Source organism: Colwellia sp. M166, assembly GCF_024585285.1.
GTDB lineage: Bacteria > Pseudomonadota > Gammaproteobacteria > Enterobacterales > Alteromonadaceae > Cognaticolwellia.
Genome location: NZ_CP040755.1, coordinates 2829951 through 2848340 on the forward strand (window position 1 = coordinate 2829951; position 18390 = coordinate 2848340).

19 protein-coding genes are annotated in these 18390 nt (G+C 39.1%); 13 read left to right on the forward strand and 6 right to left on the reverse strand.

The window, feature by feature from the left end; genetic code table 11:
• The first annotated feature begins 303 nt into the window (after positions 1 to 303).
• The 3 genes from FGD67_RS12865 to FGD67_RS12875 all read left to right on the forward strand — a co-directional run bounded on the left by FGD67_RS12865 (position 304) and on the right by FGD67_RS12875 (position 1628).
• Positions 304 to 921 (forward strand): cytochrome c oxidase subunit 3 family protein, encoded by a 618-nt coding sequence (locus FGD67_RS12865; protein ID WP_257171547.1) that lies wholly within the window; start codon positions 304 to 306, stop codon positions 919 to 921.
• 8 nt (positions 922 to 929) lie between these two features.
• A complete protein-coding gene (locus FGD67_RS12870) occupies positions 930 to 1184 on the forward strand; it encodes a cytochrome C oxidase subunit IV family protein (protein ID WP_257171548.1) in 255 nt (84 codons plus the stop codon).
• Positions 1185 to 1259: 75 nt separating this feature from the next.
• A complete protein-coding gene (locus tag FGD67_RS12875) occupies positions 1260 to 1628 on the forward strand; it encodes a hypothetical protein (protein ID WP_257171549.1) in 369 nt (122 codons plus the stop codon).
• 152 nt (positions 1629 to 1780) lie between these two features.
• On the opposite strand, the gene FGD67_RS12880 is transcribed toward FGD67_RS12875, so the two are convergent.
• The 4 genes from FGD67_RS12880 to FGD67_RS12895 all read right to left on the reverse strand — a co-directional run bounded on the left by FGD67_RS12880 (position 1781) and on the right by FGD67_RS12895 (position 5778).
• Complete coding sequence (locus FGD67_RS12880) at positions 1781 to 2701, reverse strand: TIGR01777 family oxidoreductase (RefSeq protein WP_257171550.1); 921 nt, start codon at positions 2699 to 2701, stop codon at positions 1781 to 1783.
• Positions 2702 to 2875: 174 nt separating this feature from the next.
• Positions 2876 to 3067 (reverse strand): hypothetical protein, encoded by a 192-nt coding sequence (locus FGD67_RS12885; RefSeq protein WP_077284068.1) that lies wholly within the window; start codon positions 3065 to 3067, stop codon positions 2876 to 2878.
• 172 nt (positions 3068 to 3239) lie between these two features.
• A complete protein-coding gene (locus FGD67_RS12890) occupies positions 3240 to 4379 on the reverse strand; it encodes an anhydro-N-acetylmuramic acid kinase (RefSeq protein WP_257171551.1) in 1140 nt (379 codons plus the stop codon).
• 1 nt (position 4380) lies between these two features.
• The gene (locus tag FGD67_RS12895) at positions 4381 to 5778 is read right to left on the reverse strand and encodes an OapA family protein (RefSeq protein WP_257171552.1); all 1398 of its coding nucleotides are present in this window, start codon (positions 5776 to 5778) and stop codon (positions 4381 to 4383) included.
• A 157-nt stretch (positions 5779 to 5935) separates the two neighbouring features.
• Here FGD67_RS12895 and tyrS point away from each other — a divergent pair, with 157 nt between their 5' ends.
• The 10 genes from tyrS to FGD67_RS12945 all read left to right on the forward strand — a co-directional run bounded on the left by tyrS (position 5936) and on the right by FGD67_RS12945 (position 17178).
• The gene (gene tyrS / locus FGD67_RS12900) at positions 5936 to 7135 is read left to right on the forward strand and encodes a tyrosine--tRNA ligase (RefSeq protein ID WP_257171553.1); all 1200 of its coding nucleotides are present in this window, start codon (positions 5936 to 5938) and stop codon (positions 7133 to 7135) included.
• A 429-nt stretch (positions 7136 to 7564) separates the two neighbouring features.
• On the forward strand, positions 7565 to 9694 hold the full coding sequence (gene nosR / locus FGD67_RS12905) for a transcriptional regulator NosR (RefSeq protein WP_373567769.1): 2130 nt from the start codon (positions 7565 to 7567) through the stop codon (positions 9692 to 9694).
• Positions 9695 to 9756: 62 nt separating this feature from the next.
• On the forward strand, positions 9757 to 11649 hold the full coding sequence (gene nosZ / locus FGD67_RS12910) for a TAT-dependent nitrous-oxide reductase (RefSeq protein WP_257171554.1): 1893 nt from the start codon (positions 9757 to 9759) through the stop codon (positions 11647 to 11649).
• A 250-nt stretch (positions 11650 to 11899) separates the two neighbouring features.
• Positions 11900 to 13261: a nitrous oxide reductase family maturation protein NosD gene (locus FGD67_RS12915; RefSeq protein ID WP_257171555.1), complete on the forward strand. Its 1362-nt coding sequence runs from the start codon at positions 11900 to 11902 to the stop codon at positions 13259 to 13261.
• Positions 13261 to 14187, forward strand: coding sequence for an ABC transporter ATP-binding protein (locus tag FGD67_RS12920; RefSeq protein WP_257171556.1), 927 nt, complete (start codon positions 13261 to 13263; stop codon positions 14185 to 14187). Before FGD67_RS12915 ends, FGD67_RS12920 begins: the two co-directional genes overlap by 1 nt.
• A complete protein-coding gene (locus tag FGD67_RS12925) occupies positions 14187 to 15005 on the forward strand; it encodes an ABC transporter permease (RefSeq protein WP_257171557.1) in 819 nt (272 codons plus the stop codon). Before FGD67_RS12920 ends, FGD67_RS12925 begins: the two co-directional genes overlap by 1 nt.
• A gap of 11 nt (positions 15006 to 15016) precedes the next feature.
• The gene (locus FGD67_RS12930) at positions 15017 to 15517 is read left to right on the forward strand and encodes a nitrous oxide reductase accessory protein NosL (protein ID WP_257171558.1); all 501 of its coding nucleotides are present in this window, start codon (positions 15017 to 15019) and stop codon (positions 15515 to 15517) included.
• Positions 15518 to 15637: 120 nt separating this feature from the next.
• A complete protein-coding gene (locus FGD67_RS12935; protein ID WP_257171559.1) occupies positions 15638 to 16192 on the forward strand; it encodes a DUF4136 domain-containing protein in 555 nt (184 codons plus the stop codon).
• Positions 16192 to 16665 (forward strand): hypothetical protein, encoded by a 474-nt coding sequence (locus FGD67_RS12940; RefSeq protein WP_257171560.1) that lies wholly within the window; start codon positions 16192 to 16194, stop codon positions 16663 to 16665. The genes FGD67_RS12935 and FGD67_RS12940 overlap by 1 nt, the downstream gene beginning before the upstream one ends.
• Positions 16666 to 16854: 189 nt before the next feature.
• Positions 16855 to 17178: a ribonuclease E inhibitor RraB gene (locus FGD67_RS12945; protein ID WP_257171561.1), complete on the forward strand. Its 324-nt coding sequence runs from the start codon at positions 16855 to 16857 to the stop codon at positions 17176 to 17178.
• Positions 17179 to 17289: 111 nt separating this feature from the next.
• Here FGD67_RS12945 and FGD67_RS12950 read toward each other — a convergent pair whose 3' ends face one another.
• Together FGD67_RS12950 and FGD67_RS12955 are read right to left on the reverse strand one after the other, a co-directional pair.
• Positions 17290 to 17931, reverse strand: a complete 642-nt coding sequence (locus FGD67_RS12950; RefSeq protein WP_257171562.1) for a trimeric intracellular cation channel family protein — start codon at positions 17929 to 17931, stop codon at positions 17290 to 17292.
• 12 nt (positions 17932 to 17943) lie between these two features.
• Positions 17944 to 18333, reverse strand: coding sequence for a rhodanese-like domain-containing protein (locus FGD67_RS12955; RefSeq protein ID WP_257171563.1), 390 nt, complete (start codon positions 18331 to 18333; stop codon positions 17944 to 17946).
• Between the last annotated feature and the right edge of the window lie 57 nt (positions 18334 to 18390).

Below are 18390 nucleotides of genomic sequence, written 5' to 3' on the forward strand. Positions count from 1 at the left end.
ACTGTTGCAGATGTTCAAGTTTTAACCACTTAATGCTTTGACCGAAATCAAGCAATGCAAGCAAACTTATTAATATCAGTTTATTTAAAGTGATATATAGTGATATGCGCAAGGATTATCGTGCTAGGTTTTAGCATTGATGTAAGGAAACACTAGTGCTAACTATCTGTTGTAAACTTAGTGATCTGAACTTCGCTCTGTCATGAACGTTACCTGAGTAATAAACTGTAACTTGATGCACGTCACTTAAAAAAGCGTGTAGTTAGGTATGCTATTGAAGTTGAATAACTGAGTGAAACTGATATGAGTAATGAGCAACCAAGTAATACGTTAGGTATCTTTCCTCGCGCTTGGAGTGAAGAGCAGGCAGGTCGAATTCCCGGCAATATTCCTATCTGGGTTGGCATACTTTCTGAGCTTACTGAATTTGCTATTTTCTTCATTGCATATTTTGTTGCCAAATATTATTACCCCGCTGTTTTTGCGCAAGGTCCTCAAGGATTGAATACCAGCTTAGGTGTGGCGAATACCATAATTTTACTGTCGAGTAGTTATTTTATGGCCAAGGCTATGATGCATATTCGCTTGGATGATCGTGATAAATGTCAAAGATATTTATGGTTGGCACTTAGCTGTGGTTGCTTCTATCTTATCGTAAAAACTTGGGAGTTCTACTGGAATAATTTGCAAGGATTAAGCACCAGTACTAATGAGTTTTATACGGTTTACTATTACATGACTTTCAATCACTTTCTTCATGTCGGCTGGGCATCATGTGCGGTGTTGTGGGTGATTTTTCGATTGCGTGCAGGCCAGTACTCGGCTAAGGAGCATAGCGGTCTTGAAGCGCTAGCGGTTTATTGGCATATGATTGACCTGATGTGGATTTTAATTTTTCCGTTGTTATACGTATTACGCTAGAGGTTAAAATGAAAAAATTTTCTAGTTTGGAGTGGTTCTGGGCAACATTAATCGCCATTACCTTATTTAACACTTTTTTAGGTGAACAGTTTGCTTCAAGTGCATTTGTTAGTATGTTAGTCGCAGTAACGCTAATGTATAAAGGTATTATTGTTATTGATCATTTTATGGAGTTAAAACATGCTAATAAGAACTTACGTTTTTTGATGCGTTTATATTTTATTATTTTTCCTTCGATGATTATAGTGACAATTTTTTTCTAGTTTTAAAACGAAAAACATTTTGAACTTAAAGTTAATGGCCTAATAATTCATCAATAAAGTAAAAGGGAGTTATCAATGAATTTACAAGCAAGAATACAGAGTAAAGAGCAAATACAGCAAGCATCTAGTATTGCTTTGTGGTCGATATTGAACTTAACATTTTTACCGGTACTTTCATTTATCATCTTGCTTTTTAAGCTGGGTAACGTTGATAAAAATAGCTTGTCTGATAGCCACCTGAAGTTTGCTATTAAATTAAACCTATTAGCGGCAGCTGCTTTGATTTTTGTTAGCATACTGATGATAATGTTAGGTGGCTTTAATTCCGGCTGGACTTGGGTATTTGTTATCACTTATTTCGTCTTGGTGCATACGATTTTTATAGTGTTTGCTGTATGGGCCTTAATACGTGCTTGGGCAGGAAATACGGTATTTAAACAGTAGTTTTTGGCTACCTAGAAATAGACTAATGCTTAATGTAAATGATAGCCTGCTGAATTTCGATGTTGCGTTGCTCTAATACAGGCAATGGTATAAGCCATTAACTGCTGTTAAGTTAGCCAGCATTCGCCATTAGTTCTGCTTTCAAGCTGCACCTATATGACATTGTTTATATTATCATCTGGTTTAAGTAATAGTTGTTTTAGGGCAACCTGTAAGGAAGGGTATTGAAATTTAAAATTATTTTTTAGTAATTTAGCGGGCATAATATTTTGGCCATAAAGTATGAGGTCTGCTGACTCTCCCATTAGTATTCGTAAGGCAAAAGCGGGCACTTTGAAAAAACAAGGCCGTGACAGTACGGCACTTAAGGTTGCGGAAAATTCTTGATTATTTACTGGCATCGGGGCAGTAGCATTGATAGCACCAGCTAACATGGGTTGATAGATTGCAGCTAATATAACCGCGACCATATCGTCGATATGTATCCACGACATAAATTGCTGTCCATTTGCTATTGGACCACCAAGGCCGAACTTGAATGCCGGTAACATTTTCTGCAATGCACCGCCGTTGCTGGCTAACACAATACCGGTTCTTAAAAGACACACTCGCGTGTTATCTGACTGAGCAGATAAGGCGATACTTTCCCACTGTTGGCAGACATGATGGCTAAACTCATGATGAATATCCTGATGGCTTTCATCTATCGTTAAGGCGTTCTGACGGCCATAAAAGCCAATAGCACTGCCTGAAATAAAGCAATGTGGTGCTTTAGTCGCTGTTTGTATTTTTTCCACAAGGTTTTGAGTTATTTGCCAGCGACTTTGGCAAATAACTGCTTTCTGTCTTTCTGACCACCGTCGGCCCACGATGCTTTCACCAGCTAAATTAACCACAATATCAAGTTCATCAAAGTTAACATCGGTAAGTGTTGAGACTAACTCGATATGAGCAGGTAGTATTTTTGCGGCGTTTTTGCGGTTCCGGGTCAGCACGATAATATGATCTGTATTTAAACTTTGTATTAATGCTCTACCAATCAAGCCTGTACCGCCAGTAATAAGTATGTTCACTATTGCCCCTAAAGTTTACCTTAAGTGTAAGTGGGTATTACTACCTTATTTTAGCTGATAATCGTTATCCCAAACTTAATAAACTTGGTATAACATGTAAAGTGACAATCTTAGCCAATAAAAAAGGCTCCCGTAGGAGCCTTTTTATTATCAGATAAGTCCAGTTAAAAAGGCTTAATAGTATGTATCTTCTTTGTTGTGCGCTTGAGGATCTTCAATAATCTCTTCGAAGCCGACTTCAAAGCTGTTGTTGCTGTCGCTATTTGCCATGTAAATAGTACGGGTTGAACCATCTATCCATGTAACGGTGCCGCTGCCTTTTTTACTGCCGCATTTCATGCCAATATGAATGTCGTTAAATTCCATTGCTTCCTCCTCGTTTGATGTTGAACATCGAACAGTGCATTCGATAAAGCAAACTCTGTAATTAACTTAGAAACCTTTGAGCAAGGATAGTTCAAATATTATTCAGTTAACGTGCTTTTTTTCAACAGGAACGGATTATTATAAACAGAAAACTATGCAAATCTAGTCATTTTTAAGGATTGATACTAATACCTAAAACAGCTGGCTTGCTAGCCCCTGTTACAGCTGGAATGTTGCCAAAAATATTTTTATCAAATGCGAAGGCTAACCAGGCAAATGCCATTGCCTCTAATGAATCACTATTTATATTTTTTGACTGAGTATTCATTACGGTATGTCGGCTAAGTTTATGATTTAATAACGAAACTAGTGCGTTGTTTTCAACGCCTCCACCGCAAAGGTATACGTCTGATTTCGTACTTAATTTGTTAATTTCTTGTGCAATAGTTTCGGCTGTTAGTGCGGTTAATGTAGCCTGAATATCGGCCGATTTTAAGGCACTTTTACTGGTGAATTTTGTTAGCCACTGAGCATTAAAATATTCACGTCCTGTACTTTTGGGGGCTGGCTGTGTGAAGTATGGATCGTCGAGCATGGTTTGCAGTAATTCATGGCAAATATTACCTGAATTGGCCCATTTTCCTTGTGCGTCATAGCGTCCTAATTGATGCTGAGCAAACCAATAATCCATTAACGCATTGCCAGGGCCAGTATCAAACCCTGTGGTATTTTGTCGGCTATTTTTGGGCAAAAATGTAATATTAGCAATGCCGCCAATATTAACGACAAAAACGTCTTTTTCGGTTGAGCCAAAAATCGCTTGATGAAATGCCGGCACTAATGGTGCACCTTGACCTCCTAAAGCAATATCTTTTGCTCTAAAATCTCCGACTACACGAATGCCGGTTAATAGTGCCAAGGTCTGCAAACAACCAATTTGCAGGGTAAAAGGTGTGCTGGCGAATTGACTTGCTGTCGGGCGATGACGAATGGTTTGACCATGACAACCTATTGCGGTGATATCTGTAGCAGAGAGCTTTTCTTGCTGTAAAAATTGTATGATTGCTTGAGAAAATAACTGTGCTAGTTCGATATTTAGGCTACCTGCACGGTCGATTTCATTATGGCTAGCATTGTATAAGCTGATTATTTTTTGATGGGTAACGTTGTCGTAAGCTTGGTAAAAGCTGGCGATTAAATTGGCGCCGTTAGCTTGTTGTGATTGCTCAATGTCAAATTCGACCAAGGCGAGATCAACACCATCAGCACTGGTGCCCGACATTAAGCCAATATAGCGAACTTTATGGTTCATTTTATTCGGCACTTGGCTGCATGGATAACAGTATTCGACGTGAGCCTGTCAACTCAGCTAATCGTTGTTTTGATATCACCTCAAAAGCTTGTTTATATTTTTGGTTAAGAGGCTTAGCGTCTGGCAGTTTTACGGTTCTGGGGTTGCGATGCACGCCATTAAGTAAAAATTCGTAATGTAAATGTGGACCTGCTGCTAAACCTGTTGAACCCACATAGCCAATTACTTGTCCTTGCTTAACGCGTTGACCTTTTTTAACCGCACGCTTTGAGAAATGTAAATACTTGGTGACTATGCCATTACCATGTTGAATGAATACATAGTTACCATTGTATTTATTATAAGTGGCGTCGGTGACTCGACCATTACCAGCAGCGACAACAGGGGTTCCTGTTTTTGCTGCATAGTCGGTGCCACGGTGGGCTTTCCAGCGTTTTTGTACTGGGTGGAAACGTTTGGGCTTAAAATTTGAACTGATGTATTTAAAGCTGACAGGTGCGCGTAAAAAAGCTTTACGCATACTACGACCATCAGCTGAATAATATTCGCCATCTGTAAAACGAATAGCGTGAAAAGACTCACCTTGGTTAATAAATTCTGCCGCTACTATGTTACCTGTGCCAATAAAGTCACCTTCGATATATTGGTTTTCATAAATCACATTAAAGCTATCGCCTGCACGGATATCTAAAGCAAAATCAATATCCCAACCAAATACATTCGCCAAGCTGATAATTTGTCCGTCATTAAGTCCTGCTGAAGCTGCGGCATGCCAGAAATTAGATTTAATAACGCCATGAGCAATAGCTTCACGCACCTCGACACTTTTGCTTTCTTTATAGGCGTGATATTGTTGATTTTGTAAGTTAACGTATAGCGTTTCATTTTTTGACAATGGATACTCAAGTGAGACTAAACTGCCTTGCTCATCTTTACCAATACGAATAATGTCGTCAACCCCGAGCTTTTTCAGTGACTTACTACCTTCTCCTTGAGCCGTGATCACTTTATGGGTTGTGGTGGCGTTGAGGCCATTGCGTTTAAATATTTTAGCGAGCGAATCGCCACTTCTTACTTTAACTGCTTGCCACTGAAGTTGTGCTGCACTTTCTTCAATATTACTCGGTAGTTCACGCACTGGGAGCTGTGTATCATTTAAAGTTTCGATCGGGGCATCGGGTAATTCAATACTGGTTGATGGTTGAGTGTTGCTGGTTTGTTCAGGCGTGGCCACTTGATATCTTTGGCCGACTTTAAATTCACCCGTAACGTTTGATGTTGCTTGCTTACTACTTTTTAACGGTACCATTAATAAAAATAGCACTATAACAGCGCACGAAGTAATAATTATTTGGTGCTGTTTGGGTAAGGCAAAATATAAATTTTTTATATTTTTCAAAAAGCTAAGACCTATAAATGAGATTTTGATACGACAATTGTCGTTTACTATAGCAAAATAATATCCTCCTAAACAATGATAGGGTTTTCACCGCAGTGAAAATTACAGTAGAATTCGAGCATTAATGATTAATTATACCTTTGTTGGAGCCTAGTAAATGTCAGATGTAAGCCAAGCGTTTGCAGAAATAAAACGCGGTGCGGAAGAAATTCTGCTAGAAGATGAGTTATTGGAAAAGTTGAAGAAAGGCAAGCCACTGAAAATTAAGGCGGGCTTTGATCCAACAGCACCTGATTTGCATTTTGGTCATACAGTATTGATAAATAAATTACGCCAGTTTCAGCAGCAAGGACACGAAGTTATCTTCTTAATTGGTGACTTTACCGGCATGATTGGTGATCCGAGTGGAAAAAATGTTACGCGTAAACCGTTAAGTAGGGCTGATGTACTAGCAAATGCTGAAACTTACAAAGAGCAAGTGTTTAAAATTTTAGACCCAGTAAAAACCACTGTGGCCTTTAACTCAACCTGGATGGAAAAACTCGGTGCTGCCGGCATGTTGAAGCTTGCTTCACGCCAAACCGTTGCTCGTATGATGGAACGAGATGACTTTAAAAAACGTTATGCTGGCGGTCAAGCGATTGCCATTCATGAGTTTATGTATCCTTTAGTACAAGGTTGGGATTCAGTTGCTTTAGAAGCGGATGTTGAATTAGGCGGCACCGATCAAAAGTTTAATCTATTAATGGGTCGTGAACTGCAAAAGTCAGAAGGTCAACGTCCGCAAACTGTACTCATGATGCCATTATTAGAAGGCTTGGATGGCGTACAGAAAATGTCTAAGTCGTTGAATAATTACATCGGTATTACTGATGCGCCAAATGATATGTTTGGCAAAATCATGTCCATTTCTGATGATTTAATGTGGCGTTATTATGAATTGCTGAGCTTTAAACCAATTGAAATTATTAATGGCTACAAAGCAGCAATTGCTGCGGGCTCAAATCCTCGCGATGTAAAAATTGATTTAGCAAAAGAGTTAATTGAGCGCTTTCATGATACTGCAGCGGCAGAAGCTGCTCATCAAGAGTTTATTAATCGTTTTCAAAAAGGTGCTTTACCTGATGATATGCCTGAATTAGATATTGCTACTGAAACGGGTGAAATTGCTATTGCTAACTTGTTAAAAGAAGCCGGTTTAGTAGCAAGTACTTCAGAAGCTATGCGCATGATAAAACAAGGTGCGGCGAAAATTGAAGGTGAAAAAATTACCGATAATAAGCTCATTATTAAGGCGGGTTCTACTGCGGTTTATCAAGTCGGTAAACGCAAATTTGCTCAGGTTACGCTTAAGTAATCATATTGGTAAAATTAACTAGATTATTTATTGAAAAAGCCAGTCATTGAGACTGGCTTTTTTAGTACTATTCATCATAGTCTTTATTAGCAACTAGCCTGTCTTCATTAAATAAATCGAACAAAATATAGTGGTTAATTTACTTATTTAATACTGCTATAACCTCATAAAAAATCAGTTGAATTTACTCACGAATGCTAATCTAAAAGCAGTTTTATCCATCACGATAATATAGCTAAGTATCAAATATCCTTACAAAAAGTGTGTGATTGTTAGTCTGGCAATAGCATAACTTTATTGATCTAAGTCATTATCGTTAATTTCAATGTGCGTAATATATGCGACATATTGTCGCAGTTAGATAAATTAGAGGCTTACCATATTACTCTGAACTTGCTGCTTATAATCTAAGTGTAGGTATTTTGTACAATGCTACTTTACTTGTCGTACAGTAAAAAAAAGTTAAGGTTATTTTCGGTTCTGTTGCTCTGGTTTGCTCAGTTTTCTGCGCACGCCTTATTTGTTAGTGAGCCAAGAGATCCATTACCACTGATCAATGAAATTTTCCCACAAGCGACTAAAGTTTCTGATAAAGCGGGTAAACCGCTTATTTGGACTATTTATCAACAAGAAGAGATTATTGGTTATGCTTTTGAAACCAATGATATTGCAAGAATTCCGGCCTACTCAGGTGAGCCAGTTAACATGTTGGTGGCGATTAATCCTAAAGGTGTATACATTGGCGCGAAAGTTTTAGAGCATCATGAACCTATTATTTTAGCTGGTATTCCAGAAAGTAAATTATGGGCCTTTACGGATCAATACAACGGTCTGAGTGTTAGTGACCGCTTAAAGGTTGGCGGTAATGCTAAAGGTGATGTTATTCATATTGATGGCTTGTCAGGTGCGACAGTAACCGTCATGGTGATGAATGTTGCTATTACTAAAGCGGCGACTAAAGTTGCTCGCTCATTGGGAATTATCGAAGAAGTCGAAGAAATTAAGCAACCAATGGCTACGGTATTGCCTGATGTTTATCAACAAGCAAGTTGGCAAACCCTGATTGGTGATGGCTCTATTCGTAAGTTATATCTCGACCGTAATACGGTTGATGAAGCCTTTGTTGGTACAGCAGCTGAAACAATTGAACAAGCTACGCCTGAGCAGAAAGCAGATATGTTTGCTGAGGTCTATTATGCCCAAGCGGATATTCCAACCATAGGCCGTAATTTATTAGGTGATAGTGAATATCAATGGTTGATGAAAACCCTAAAACCTAATGAACATGCCATTGTTGTCCTAGGTAGTGGTTACTCCTTTAAAGGCTCTGGTTATGTGCGTGGTGGCATCTTTGACCGTATTCAAATACTACAAAACGAAACGGCTTTTGCTTTCCGTGATTTAGATCACAATCGTGTTACTGATATCTTTATTGATGGTGCGCCAAATTTCAAAGAAATGTCACTGTTTATTGTCCGTGAACATCATGAATTTAACCCCGGTGTTGACTGGCAGTTTGAATTGCTTGTGCGTCGTCAAATGGGCGCGGTTGACAGTATATTTACTAGCTTTAAAGGTAGTTACCATGGTTTAGAACAATACTTACACCGTCCACCGATCATTTTACCTGAGCCAGAATTAACCCTGACGCAGCAAGTTTGGCAAGATAAAAAAACTGAGGTGGTAATTTTATCTATTCTGATGGCACTACTACTTGCGACCTTGTTTTTCCAAGATGTTTTGGTTAAACACCCGACTTTTATGCACAACTTCCGCCATGCTTTTTTAGTGGTGACTGTGGTATTGATCGGCTGGATGTGGGGCGGACAATTATCCATTGTCAATGTCTTTACTTTTTTACAAGCCTTTATGTCTGATTTTTCTTGGGACTTATTTTTACTCGACCCAGTGATCTTTATGTTATGGGGCGCTGCGGCAGTAACTATGCTGTTATGGGGCCGAGCAGTGTATTGCGGTTGGTTATGTCCCTTTGGCGCCTTACAAGAGTTGATTAATGTTTTTGCTCGTTATATCAAGATACCTCAGTTTGAATTGCCTTGGGCTGTACATGAACGTTTATGGGCGATTAAATACTTAGTACTACTAGGCTTATTTGCCTTATCACTTGATTCTTTAGCCTTAGCTGAACAGTTTGCTGAAATAGAGCCTTTTAAAACTACGTTTTTATTAAAGTTTGATCGTGAGTGGCCATTCATTATTTACGCACTAGCCTTGTTAACTATCAATATATTTAATCGTAAATTTTTCTGCCGCTACTTATGTCCATTAGGGGCTGCACTTTCAACCAGTAATAGTGTGCGCTTATTTAGCTGGTTAAGACGTCGTCCTGAATGTGGTCAACCTTGTAAAACCTGTGCGAAAGAATGTGAAATTCAAGCGATTAATCCTGATGGGGAAATCAATATGCGTGAGTGTCACTACTGTTTGGATTGCCAAGTGACTTATTTTAATGAAGAAAAATGTCCTCCACTGAAAAAATTAGCACGTAAAAAAGCTAAATATAAAGCAACAGAAATTGAAGCAGTCAATGTTGCTTAATTTGTTTAAATAGAAAGATGAGTTTAAAAATTAATTAAAAATAACCATAATGGAGAAGAGTGATGAGTAACGACGATAATGGCTCTAATAACGTAGAGTTAGAGAACGAAAGTAGACGTAAGTTTTTTGGTAAAACAGCGTTATTGGGTGCTGGTGCTGTTGCTGCTCCAATGACTGCTGCTATGTTTGCAAGCACGGCAAGAGCCAATGCTGCAGAGTATGCAAAAAATGAAGCTTTTGTTCATCCGGGAGATTTGGATGAATACTATGGCTTCTGGTCAGGTGGTCACTCAGGCGAAGTCCGTATTATGGGTATTCCGTCTATGCGTGAATTAATGCGTATTCCAGTATTTAATATCGATTCAGCAACAGGCTGGGGCTTAACTGAAGAAAGTAAGCGCATTAAGGGCGAAAGCGCACATTTACTTGCTGGGGACTCGCATCACCCTCATATGAGTATGCAAGATGGTCGCTATGATGGTAAGTACGTTTTCATTAACGATAAAGCTAACTCTCGTGTTGCTCGTATTCGTTGTGATGTGATGAAATGTGACAAAATGTTGACTGTACCTAACGTACAAGCGGTTCATGGTTTACGAGTACAAAAAGTACCATACACTAAATATGTTGTCTGTAATGGTGAATTTGAAATTCCAATGAATAACGATGGTAAAGCCGGCATGGAAGATGTCAGTACTTATCGTTCGCTTTATAACGTTATCAATGCAGAAACTATGGAAATGGCTTTCCAAGTTATGGTTGACGGTAACTTGGATAACACAGACGCAGATTTTGATGGTAAATATTTTGCATCAACCTGTTATAACTCAGAAATGGGCATGAACTTAGGTGAAATGATCTCTGCTGAGCGTGATCATGTGGTCATCTTCAGTTTAGCTGCTTGTGAAGCTGCACTTAAAGCGGGTAAGTATAAAACTTACAACGGTAATAATGTGCCAGTATTAGATGGACGTAAAGGTTCAGATTTAACCCGTTATATCCCAGTACCAAAATCACCACATGGTTTAAATACTTCTCCTAACGGCGAGTACTTTGTGGCAAACGGTAAGTTATCGCCAACAGTGTCAATTATTTCAATTAAGAAATTAGATGCATTATTTGCTGATAAAATTAAGCCACGCGATACCATCGTTGCTGAACCAGAACTAGGCTTAGGGCCATTGCATACCGCATTTGATAACAAAGGCAATGCGTACACTACTTTATTCCTTGATAGTCAAATTGCTAAATGGAATGTACAAGATGCTATTGATGCGCATAACGGCAAAAAAGTTAATTATATTCGTCAAAAATTAGATGTACATTACCAACCAGGTCATAACCATACTACACAAGGTGAAACGCGTGATGCTGACGGTAAATGGTTAATCTCACTTTGTAAGTTCTCTAAAGATCGGTTCTTGCCTGTTGGACCATTACGCCCAGAAAACGATCAGTTAATTGATATTTCTGGTGATGAAATGAAGCTTGTACATGATGGTCCAACATTTGCCGAACCGCATGACTGTATCATGGTTCATCGCAGCAAAATGAAACCGTTAAAATTATGGCCACGCACTGATCCAATCTTTGCTGAAACAAAAGCTATGGCGAAAAAAGACGGCGTCGATGTTTATACTGATAATAAAGTCATTCGTGACGGTAAGAAAGTACGTGTATACATGACGTCTATCGCACCAACTTACGGTATGTCTGAGTTTAAAGTTAAGCTAGGTGACGAAGTTACCGTTATCGTTACTAACCTCGATCAAGTTGAAGATGTCACCCATGGTTTCTGTATGACTAACCATGGTGTACAAATGGAAATTGGTCCACAAGCAACAGCATCGATTACCTTTACGGCTAATCAACCAGGCGTACAGTGGTACTACTGTAACTGGTTCTGTCACGCGTTACACATGGAAATGCGTGGCCGTATGCTAGTTGAAGCTTAATTAAGCGCACAACAGACATTAGCAAGTACATAGTGTTGACAGTAGCAGAGTGTTGCTGTCAACAGCCGTAGATAAACGGTATGGTAATGTGTTTGCGGGTGTTAGTTGATGTTTGAATAGGCTAGCGTTGAACGAATTTTTATTCACAGCTAACGTTATGTTAGTACTAGGATAACTTGATAAGTCAGCGTAAAATAGGCGGCAATAGCAATTTGTTATTGCCGCATTTTTAATTTATAGGGGCGAGTTTTTGAGCGTACGATCATTGAGAAAACTACTTGTTGCTGTGCTTTTTCTACACTTTTCATTTAATGTCTTTGCTGCCACTATTTGGCTATCGCCTGAAGATAACCTGCAGCAAAAGCTGGATGCCAGTGTTGATGGTGATATTGTTAAATTAAGCGCTGGGCGCTATTTGGGAAATTTTATTATTAACCGTCAATTGACCTTATCTGGTGAAGACGGCGCCATTATCGATGCCAATGGCCAAGGTAATGCTTTATTACTAAAAAATTCAAATATTACTGTTGAAAATCTTATTATTGAGAATTGGGGCCATAATTTAACTGATGAAAATTCAGGTATTTACTCGACAACTAAAGCTGAAAACATTGAAATAAAAAATAACAAATTAACTGGCGATGGCTTTGGTATTTGGTTGCATAAAATTAAGCATGCAAAAGTGATTAATAATACCGTGCAAGGCAATGTCAACATTCGCTCTGCTGATCGAGGTAACGGTATTCAGATATCCAGCATTGAAAATGCTCACATTTTAGCCAATGAAATGAGTGGCGTTCGTGATGGCATTTATGTTATTGCCAGTAAAAATAATATTATCGAAGGTAATACCATGCATCATTTACGTTATGGTATTCATTATATGTATTCATATGACAATTCAGTGATTAATAACACAGCTTATAGTACTCGTGCGGGTTATGCGTTAATGAGCTCGCGCCGTCTGATCATTAAAGGCAATAAAACCAGTGACTCAGAAGATTATGGTTTTTTACTCAACTTTATCACTGAATCAACTTTTGAGAATAATGATATTAAAAACGTTTGGACTAAGCCAGAAAACAAAGTGCTAGGTCGAGACGGTAAGGGCTTGTTTGTTTATAACTCAGGCTATAACACCATTAAAAATAATCGTGTCGATACTGCTGAAATTGGCATTCATTTAACGGCTGGTTCAGAGAATATTAAAATCTACGGTAATAGTTTTATTAATAATCCGGTACAAGTTAAATATGTTTCCAATAAAAAACAAGAATGGAGCTTTGAAGGTCAAGGCAACTATTGGAGTAACTATTTAGGCTGGGATATGAATGGTGATAATATTGGTGATGTTATTTTTGAACCAAACGACGGCATTGACCAACTCATTTGGCGCTACCCAGAAATGAAAATGATCATGGATAGCCCGGTAGTATTAATATTACGTTGGATACAAAAAGAGTTTCCGGTTTTAAAGCCACCAGGCGTTAAAGACAGCTTTCCACTCATGCAACCTTCAGCAGTGCCAAAGAGAGCAAGTCATATCGCGTCATTACTCCAAGCAAGTGATGGTCAGTCAGAAGTTCATGCGAATAAGGCAAGTCAACCATAATGAAAACACCCTTAGTTTCCCTTGAAAATGTCAGTAAAAACTATAAAAGTTTGCCGGCGTTATCATCCATTAACCTGCAACTAGCGCAGGGAGAAGTACTCGGTTTGTTTGGCCATAATGGCGCTGGCAAAACCACCATGATGAAGCTTATTTTAGGCGTAATTTCTGCCGATGCTGGCGATGTTAGCGTGATGGGCATGAAGCCTGATGATAAATCAGCATGGCATATGCGAGCAAAAATGGGCTATTTGCCAGAAAATGTCATGTTCTACGAACAATTAACTGGTTTAGAGGTACTAAGTTATTTTGCTCGCTTAAAAGGTCAGACAAAAAAGCATGCCAAGGCTCTTCTGGAGCAAGTCGGTATTGCTCATGCCATGGACCGGCAAGTAAAAACTTATTCTAAGGGCATGCGTCAGCGTTTAGGTTTAGCACAAGCCTTTATTGGCGAACCGAAATTATTATTGCTTGATGAACCCACCGTCGGTTTAGATCCCAATGCGACGGCAGAATTTTATAACAGTGTAGATCAATTAAAAACTCAAGGAACGAGTGTGGTGCTTTGTTCTCATGTTTTGCCGGGGGTTGAGCAGCATATTGACCGCGCGATGATTATTTCAGGTGGTAAAACCTTAGCGCTTGGTACTATTGCTGAACTACGAGCGGCAGCAAGTTTACCAACGCAAATTAAACCACAAGGGTTAAATGTAGCATTACTTGAACATCCAATGGTCAAAACATATGTCAATTCGGCTGGCTATTTAACGGTACCTGAACAAGACAAACTTAAAGTTTTACGCTATTTATTGGCAGATGAAAGCCTAAGTGATATTGCGGTTGAGTCGGCAAATTTAGAACAAGTTTATCAGTATTATTTAGCACAAGCAGAGCAAATGAAAATAGAAAATACCAAGGCAGGTGCGTAATGAGAGAAATACTAACTGTCGCTAATAAAGAGTTTCATGATGGCCTACGCAATCGCTGGTTGCTGTCGATAACCTTGATTTTCGCTGTATTATCCGTAGGCTTGACTTACTTTGGTGCCGCGGCTTCAGGTACTGTTGGTGTTACGTCGTTATCCACCACCATTGCTAGCTTAGCGAGTTTAGCTGTATTTTTGATCCCCCTGATTGCTTTGCTGCTCAGTTATGACAGTTTTGTTGGTGAACAAGAGGGCGGTACATTGTTGTTATTGCTAACGTACCCATTGAGTAAAAATCAATTGCTGCTTGGCAAGTTTTTTGGTCAAGGCGGCATTATTGCTTTAGCCACGTTACTCGGGTTTGGTGCCTCAGCGTTACTGCTGTTTATTCAACATGGTGACGTTGTCATCATTGAAACCTTTGGTTATTTTATTATTAGCGCAACGTTATTAGGCCTAAGCTTTACCGCTATCGCTTATATGATCAGCTTACTTGCCAGTGAAAAGTCTAAAGCGGCAGGCGTTGCTTTAATCACTTGGTTCTTTTTTGCTTTGGTATTTGACTTAGCCTTACTGGCTTTACTGGTTGGCGCAGATTCAGGGCTAAGTCAATCAGCATTAACGCAATTGATGATGTTAAATCCAGCGGATGTGTTTCGTTTAATTAATCTTGCTGGTTTGGATAGCACAGATGTCAATGGCGCACTGGCCGTTGCTATCAATGCAAATTTAACACAAGGCCAATTGTTGACGATTTTATTAGCTTGGGTTGTTGCTCCATTAGCTATTGCAGCCATTATTTTCAAAAATAAAAAACTTTAAGGGTATTCATCATGTTCCGTAAACTTTTATTCTCGCTGATCTTTGTCGCTGTGGTTGCTTGTTCTGAACAGTCAGCGCAACAACAGATTATTCATCAAGCGGTGGCTATTGAAAGTGCAGATGAGTGTCACTTATGTGGCATGCTAATTAGCAACTTTTCTGGACCTAAAGCCGAGTTATTTCGCCAAGGTGTAACTGAAGCAGATGGTAATAGTGTAAAAAAATTCTGTTCAACGCGTGATATGTTTAGCTTTTATCTTGATCCTGAAAACAAACGTAATGTCACTACGATTTTGGTTCATGACATGAGTAAAGCGCCATGGGATGCGCCTAATGACGGCTACTTTATTGATGCACGTAAAGCTTGGTACGTGGTAGGCTCAGATAAAATTGGCGCTATGGGGAAAACTTTGGCGAGCTTTTCAGCAAAAACAGATGCTGATGCTTTTGCGACAGAATTCGGTGGTAGTGTTATTGACTTTAACGCGGTTAGTTATCAATCACTGCAATAAGTTAACGTTTATATCGTCAGCAGATGTTGTAATCTCAGCACAGCTAGGTAATCTAGTGTCATTAATTTTTTTCTTGAAGATACTATGATAAGTATTAGGTCACTTAGCTGTTTAATTTTAATGATCAACCTTGTTGCTTGTTCGACTATAACAGCTACGACGTCATTTCGTGATGGCTTTGATTTTTCCTCGATTGAAAGTTATAGCACTTATGGTCGTAATTCGACATTTGGTGACTTACAAAACCTCAGTGACAGTACACGCAATAACATCGAACTAGCGATTGAACAAGGCTTTGATGGCAATGGTTTTAGCTATAAAACACTAAAAAAAGCTGATATTGTTATTGCTTATCACCTTCTGGATCATCGTGCTTTTGAGTTAGAAAAATATAATCGCGAGGTAAAATATTGCGGCTATTGCTTAAGAGCGGGTCAAGCAACGCATGCTGAGTTAGAAAATAAACTACGTCCAGGTAGTTTGATCCTCGATATTATCGATCCTAAAAGCCAACGCTCAGTGTGGCGTAGTGTTTATCCATTGAAATTTAAAGCAGATGATAATAGCCGCGAAACGCAGGAAAAAATAACCACTGCGGTTGATAGTATGCTGCGTGATTTTCCACAAGGTAAGAAAAGTAAAGTAAGCGCTAACTCAAGCAAAGAGCCTGCTTAATGGTTAAATGGTTAATTATCACACTGATAGGGTGTGTCGGTCTTTTGATCATATTACTCGGCTTAGGCTATTTATTATCTGAGAACGAAAAATCGACTACCTTGTTAAAAAATCAGCTAGAACACGATGCTCAGTTGCAACAACAAAAGCGAGAACAACAACGTAATCTTAGTCATTATAATCATGCCGATGATGCTGAAATACCGTCACCATCAGATGATAAAAGCGTGATGAAAAGCTTTGAAACAACGCTGATTAATAATTTAACTTGCGTGACAATAGCGCAATGTCAGGTGTTGACCGTTAGATTTAAAAATATCGACTGTCGACTTGCTAGTAATATTATCGGTGCATCACAGCTGAAAAAAATAGCCACGAAAGACCTTATTATCGAGCAATGCCCAACCATAAATTCAACTGCGCAATTGGCGTGTCAGCAAAATATTTGTACGTTAATAAGTACCACTCATTAGTGGCAGAAATCACTAAGTCAAAGTGCGAAATTCATCGGTTGTTACCACTAAATTATCTGTCTGCCGCCCTTTGTCTACGTGATAGCATCAAGCAAAAGTAATTGTATGGTATTAATTGCCAGTCGAACGAGCATCTTGAATGGCTTTGGGTATATAATAAGGTATTGTTTTTAATAATTTGTATGTGATATGACCTTCCCAAATGATGAAACCGGCCAAGTTTTAGCTGAAATGCAAACTGCGGGCATTGATTTAAACGAAATTCACCAGGTAGTGTTTTTTCAGTTATTTGAACAAGAGCAACACGCACAAGCTATGGTTGCTCACTTAGCAGAGCAAGCGCCAGATATGCCAGTTGAGCTAGTGCCCGATGAATTGCCAAATGTATGGGATGTTAACTGTACGGTTAGCATGGTACCAAGTTATGACGCGATTATTGCACAAGAAGCTGAATTTGAACTGCTAGCGACAAAATTCAAAGGTTATAATGATGGTTGGGGTATCGAGGCATAAGTGCCTCAAATATTGCTAACTGACGTTGCAAGTTATTCTGCCTAAGTTAGTAGCTGATATAATTGAGCTTATCAAGTTATAAAAGAAAAAGATCATGCATAGTCCAGCTGGCTATTCTTGGTCTTTTTTGCTTTCTTCCGGTTCGATTATATCAAAAGCGGGTAGGGTCACGCGCCAATAAATTGCGGCTAAACGCAATACTAATGCGCCAAGTATCGCTGTTATAATAGCGATATGTTCAGGTACGGATAAATAGCGTAATAATGTATATAACGTGCCGCCTAAAATAGCGGCCGTGGCATAAATTTCTTGTCGTAAAATCATTGGTATTACATTACATAATATATCGCGCAGCATACCACCGGCAACACCCGTCATCATACCCATAACAATGGCTACAGGAATGGAAGAACCTAAGCTGAGTGCTTTCTCTGTGCCCAGTACGGCGAATAAAGCTAAACCAAAAGCGTCTGAGACTAATAAAAAACGTTTAGGGATACGCTTGGGTGAACGAATAAAAATAATGGTGAGTGCTGCTGTGGTTAAAATAACATAGAGGTAAACGGGGTTCTGCAGCCAAAATACTGGCGTTTGTAAAATAACGTCGCGCATGGTGCCCCCGCCAATCGCGGTGACGGCAGACAGAACGACCACTCCAAAAGGGTCAAGTTTATAGCGTCCGGCCATTAATGCCCCGGAAAAGGCAAAAACGACAATACCAAATATATCAAGCCAATAGAGTAATTCTGTCATTTATCTCGCTTGTTATTTTATTAAGGGTAAATTAGCAGCTTGCCAACCGTTCATATCACCCTCAAGGTGACGAAGATCGCTAAAACCAGCGGCACGAAGATCGTTTTCTGCGCTGATAGCACGACGACCTGAACGACAATGTACAATAACAGTTTGATCTTTAAAGGCGCTAATTTTACTTAGATTAGCGTTAATCTGCTCATGGCTAATATTAATTGCCCCTTTGATATGACCTTCGGCAAACTCTTCAGCGCTACGCACATCTAATATTATCGTCTGTTTGTTTGGTGTTGCCATTAAAGTTAACAGCTCTTGTTGTGAAATTGTGACCGTTTGCTGGGCAAAAGAGAGCAGCGAAATGACACTTAATAAAGTAACTAGCGACAATTTAATCAGTTTCATGATATGGCCTTAAAGTAAGTGAAATTTAGCCGTTCATTTTAAGAATTATAGTGTACC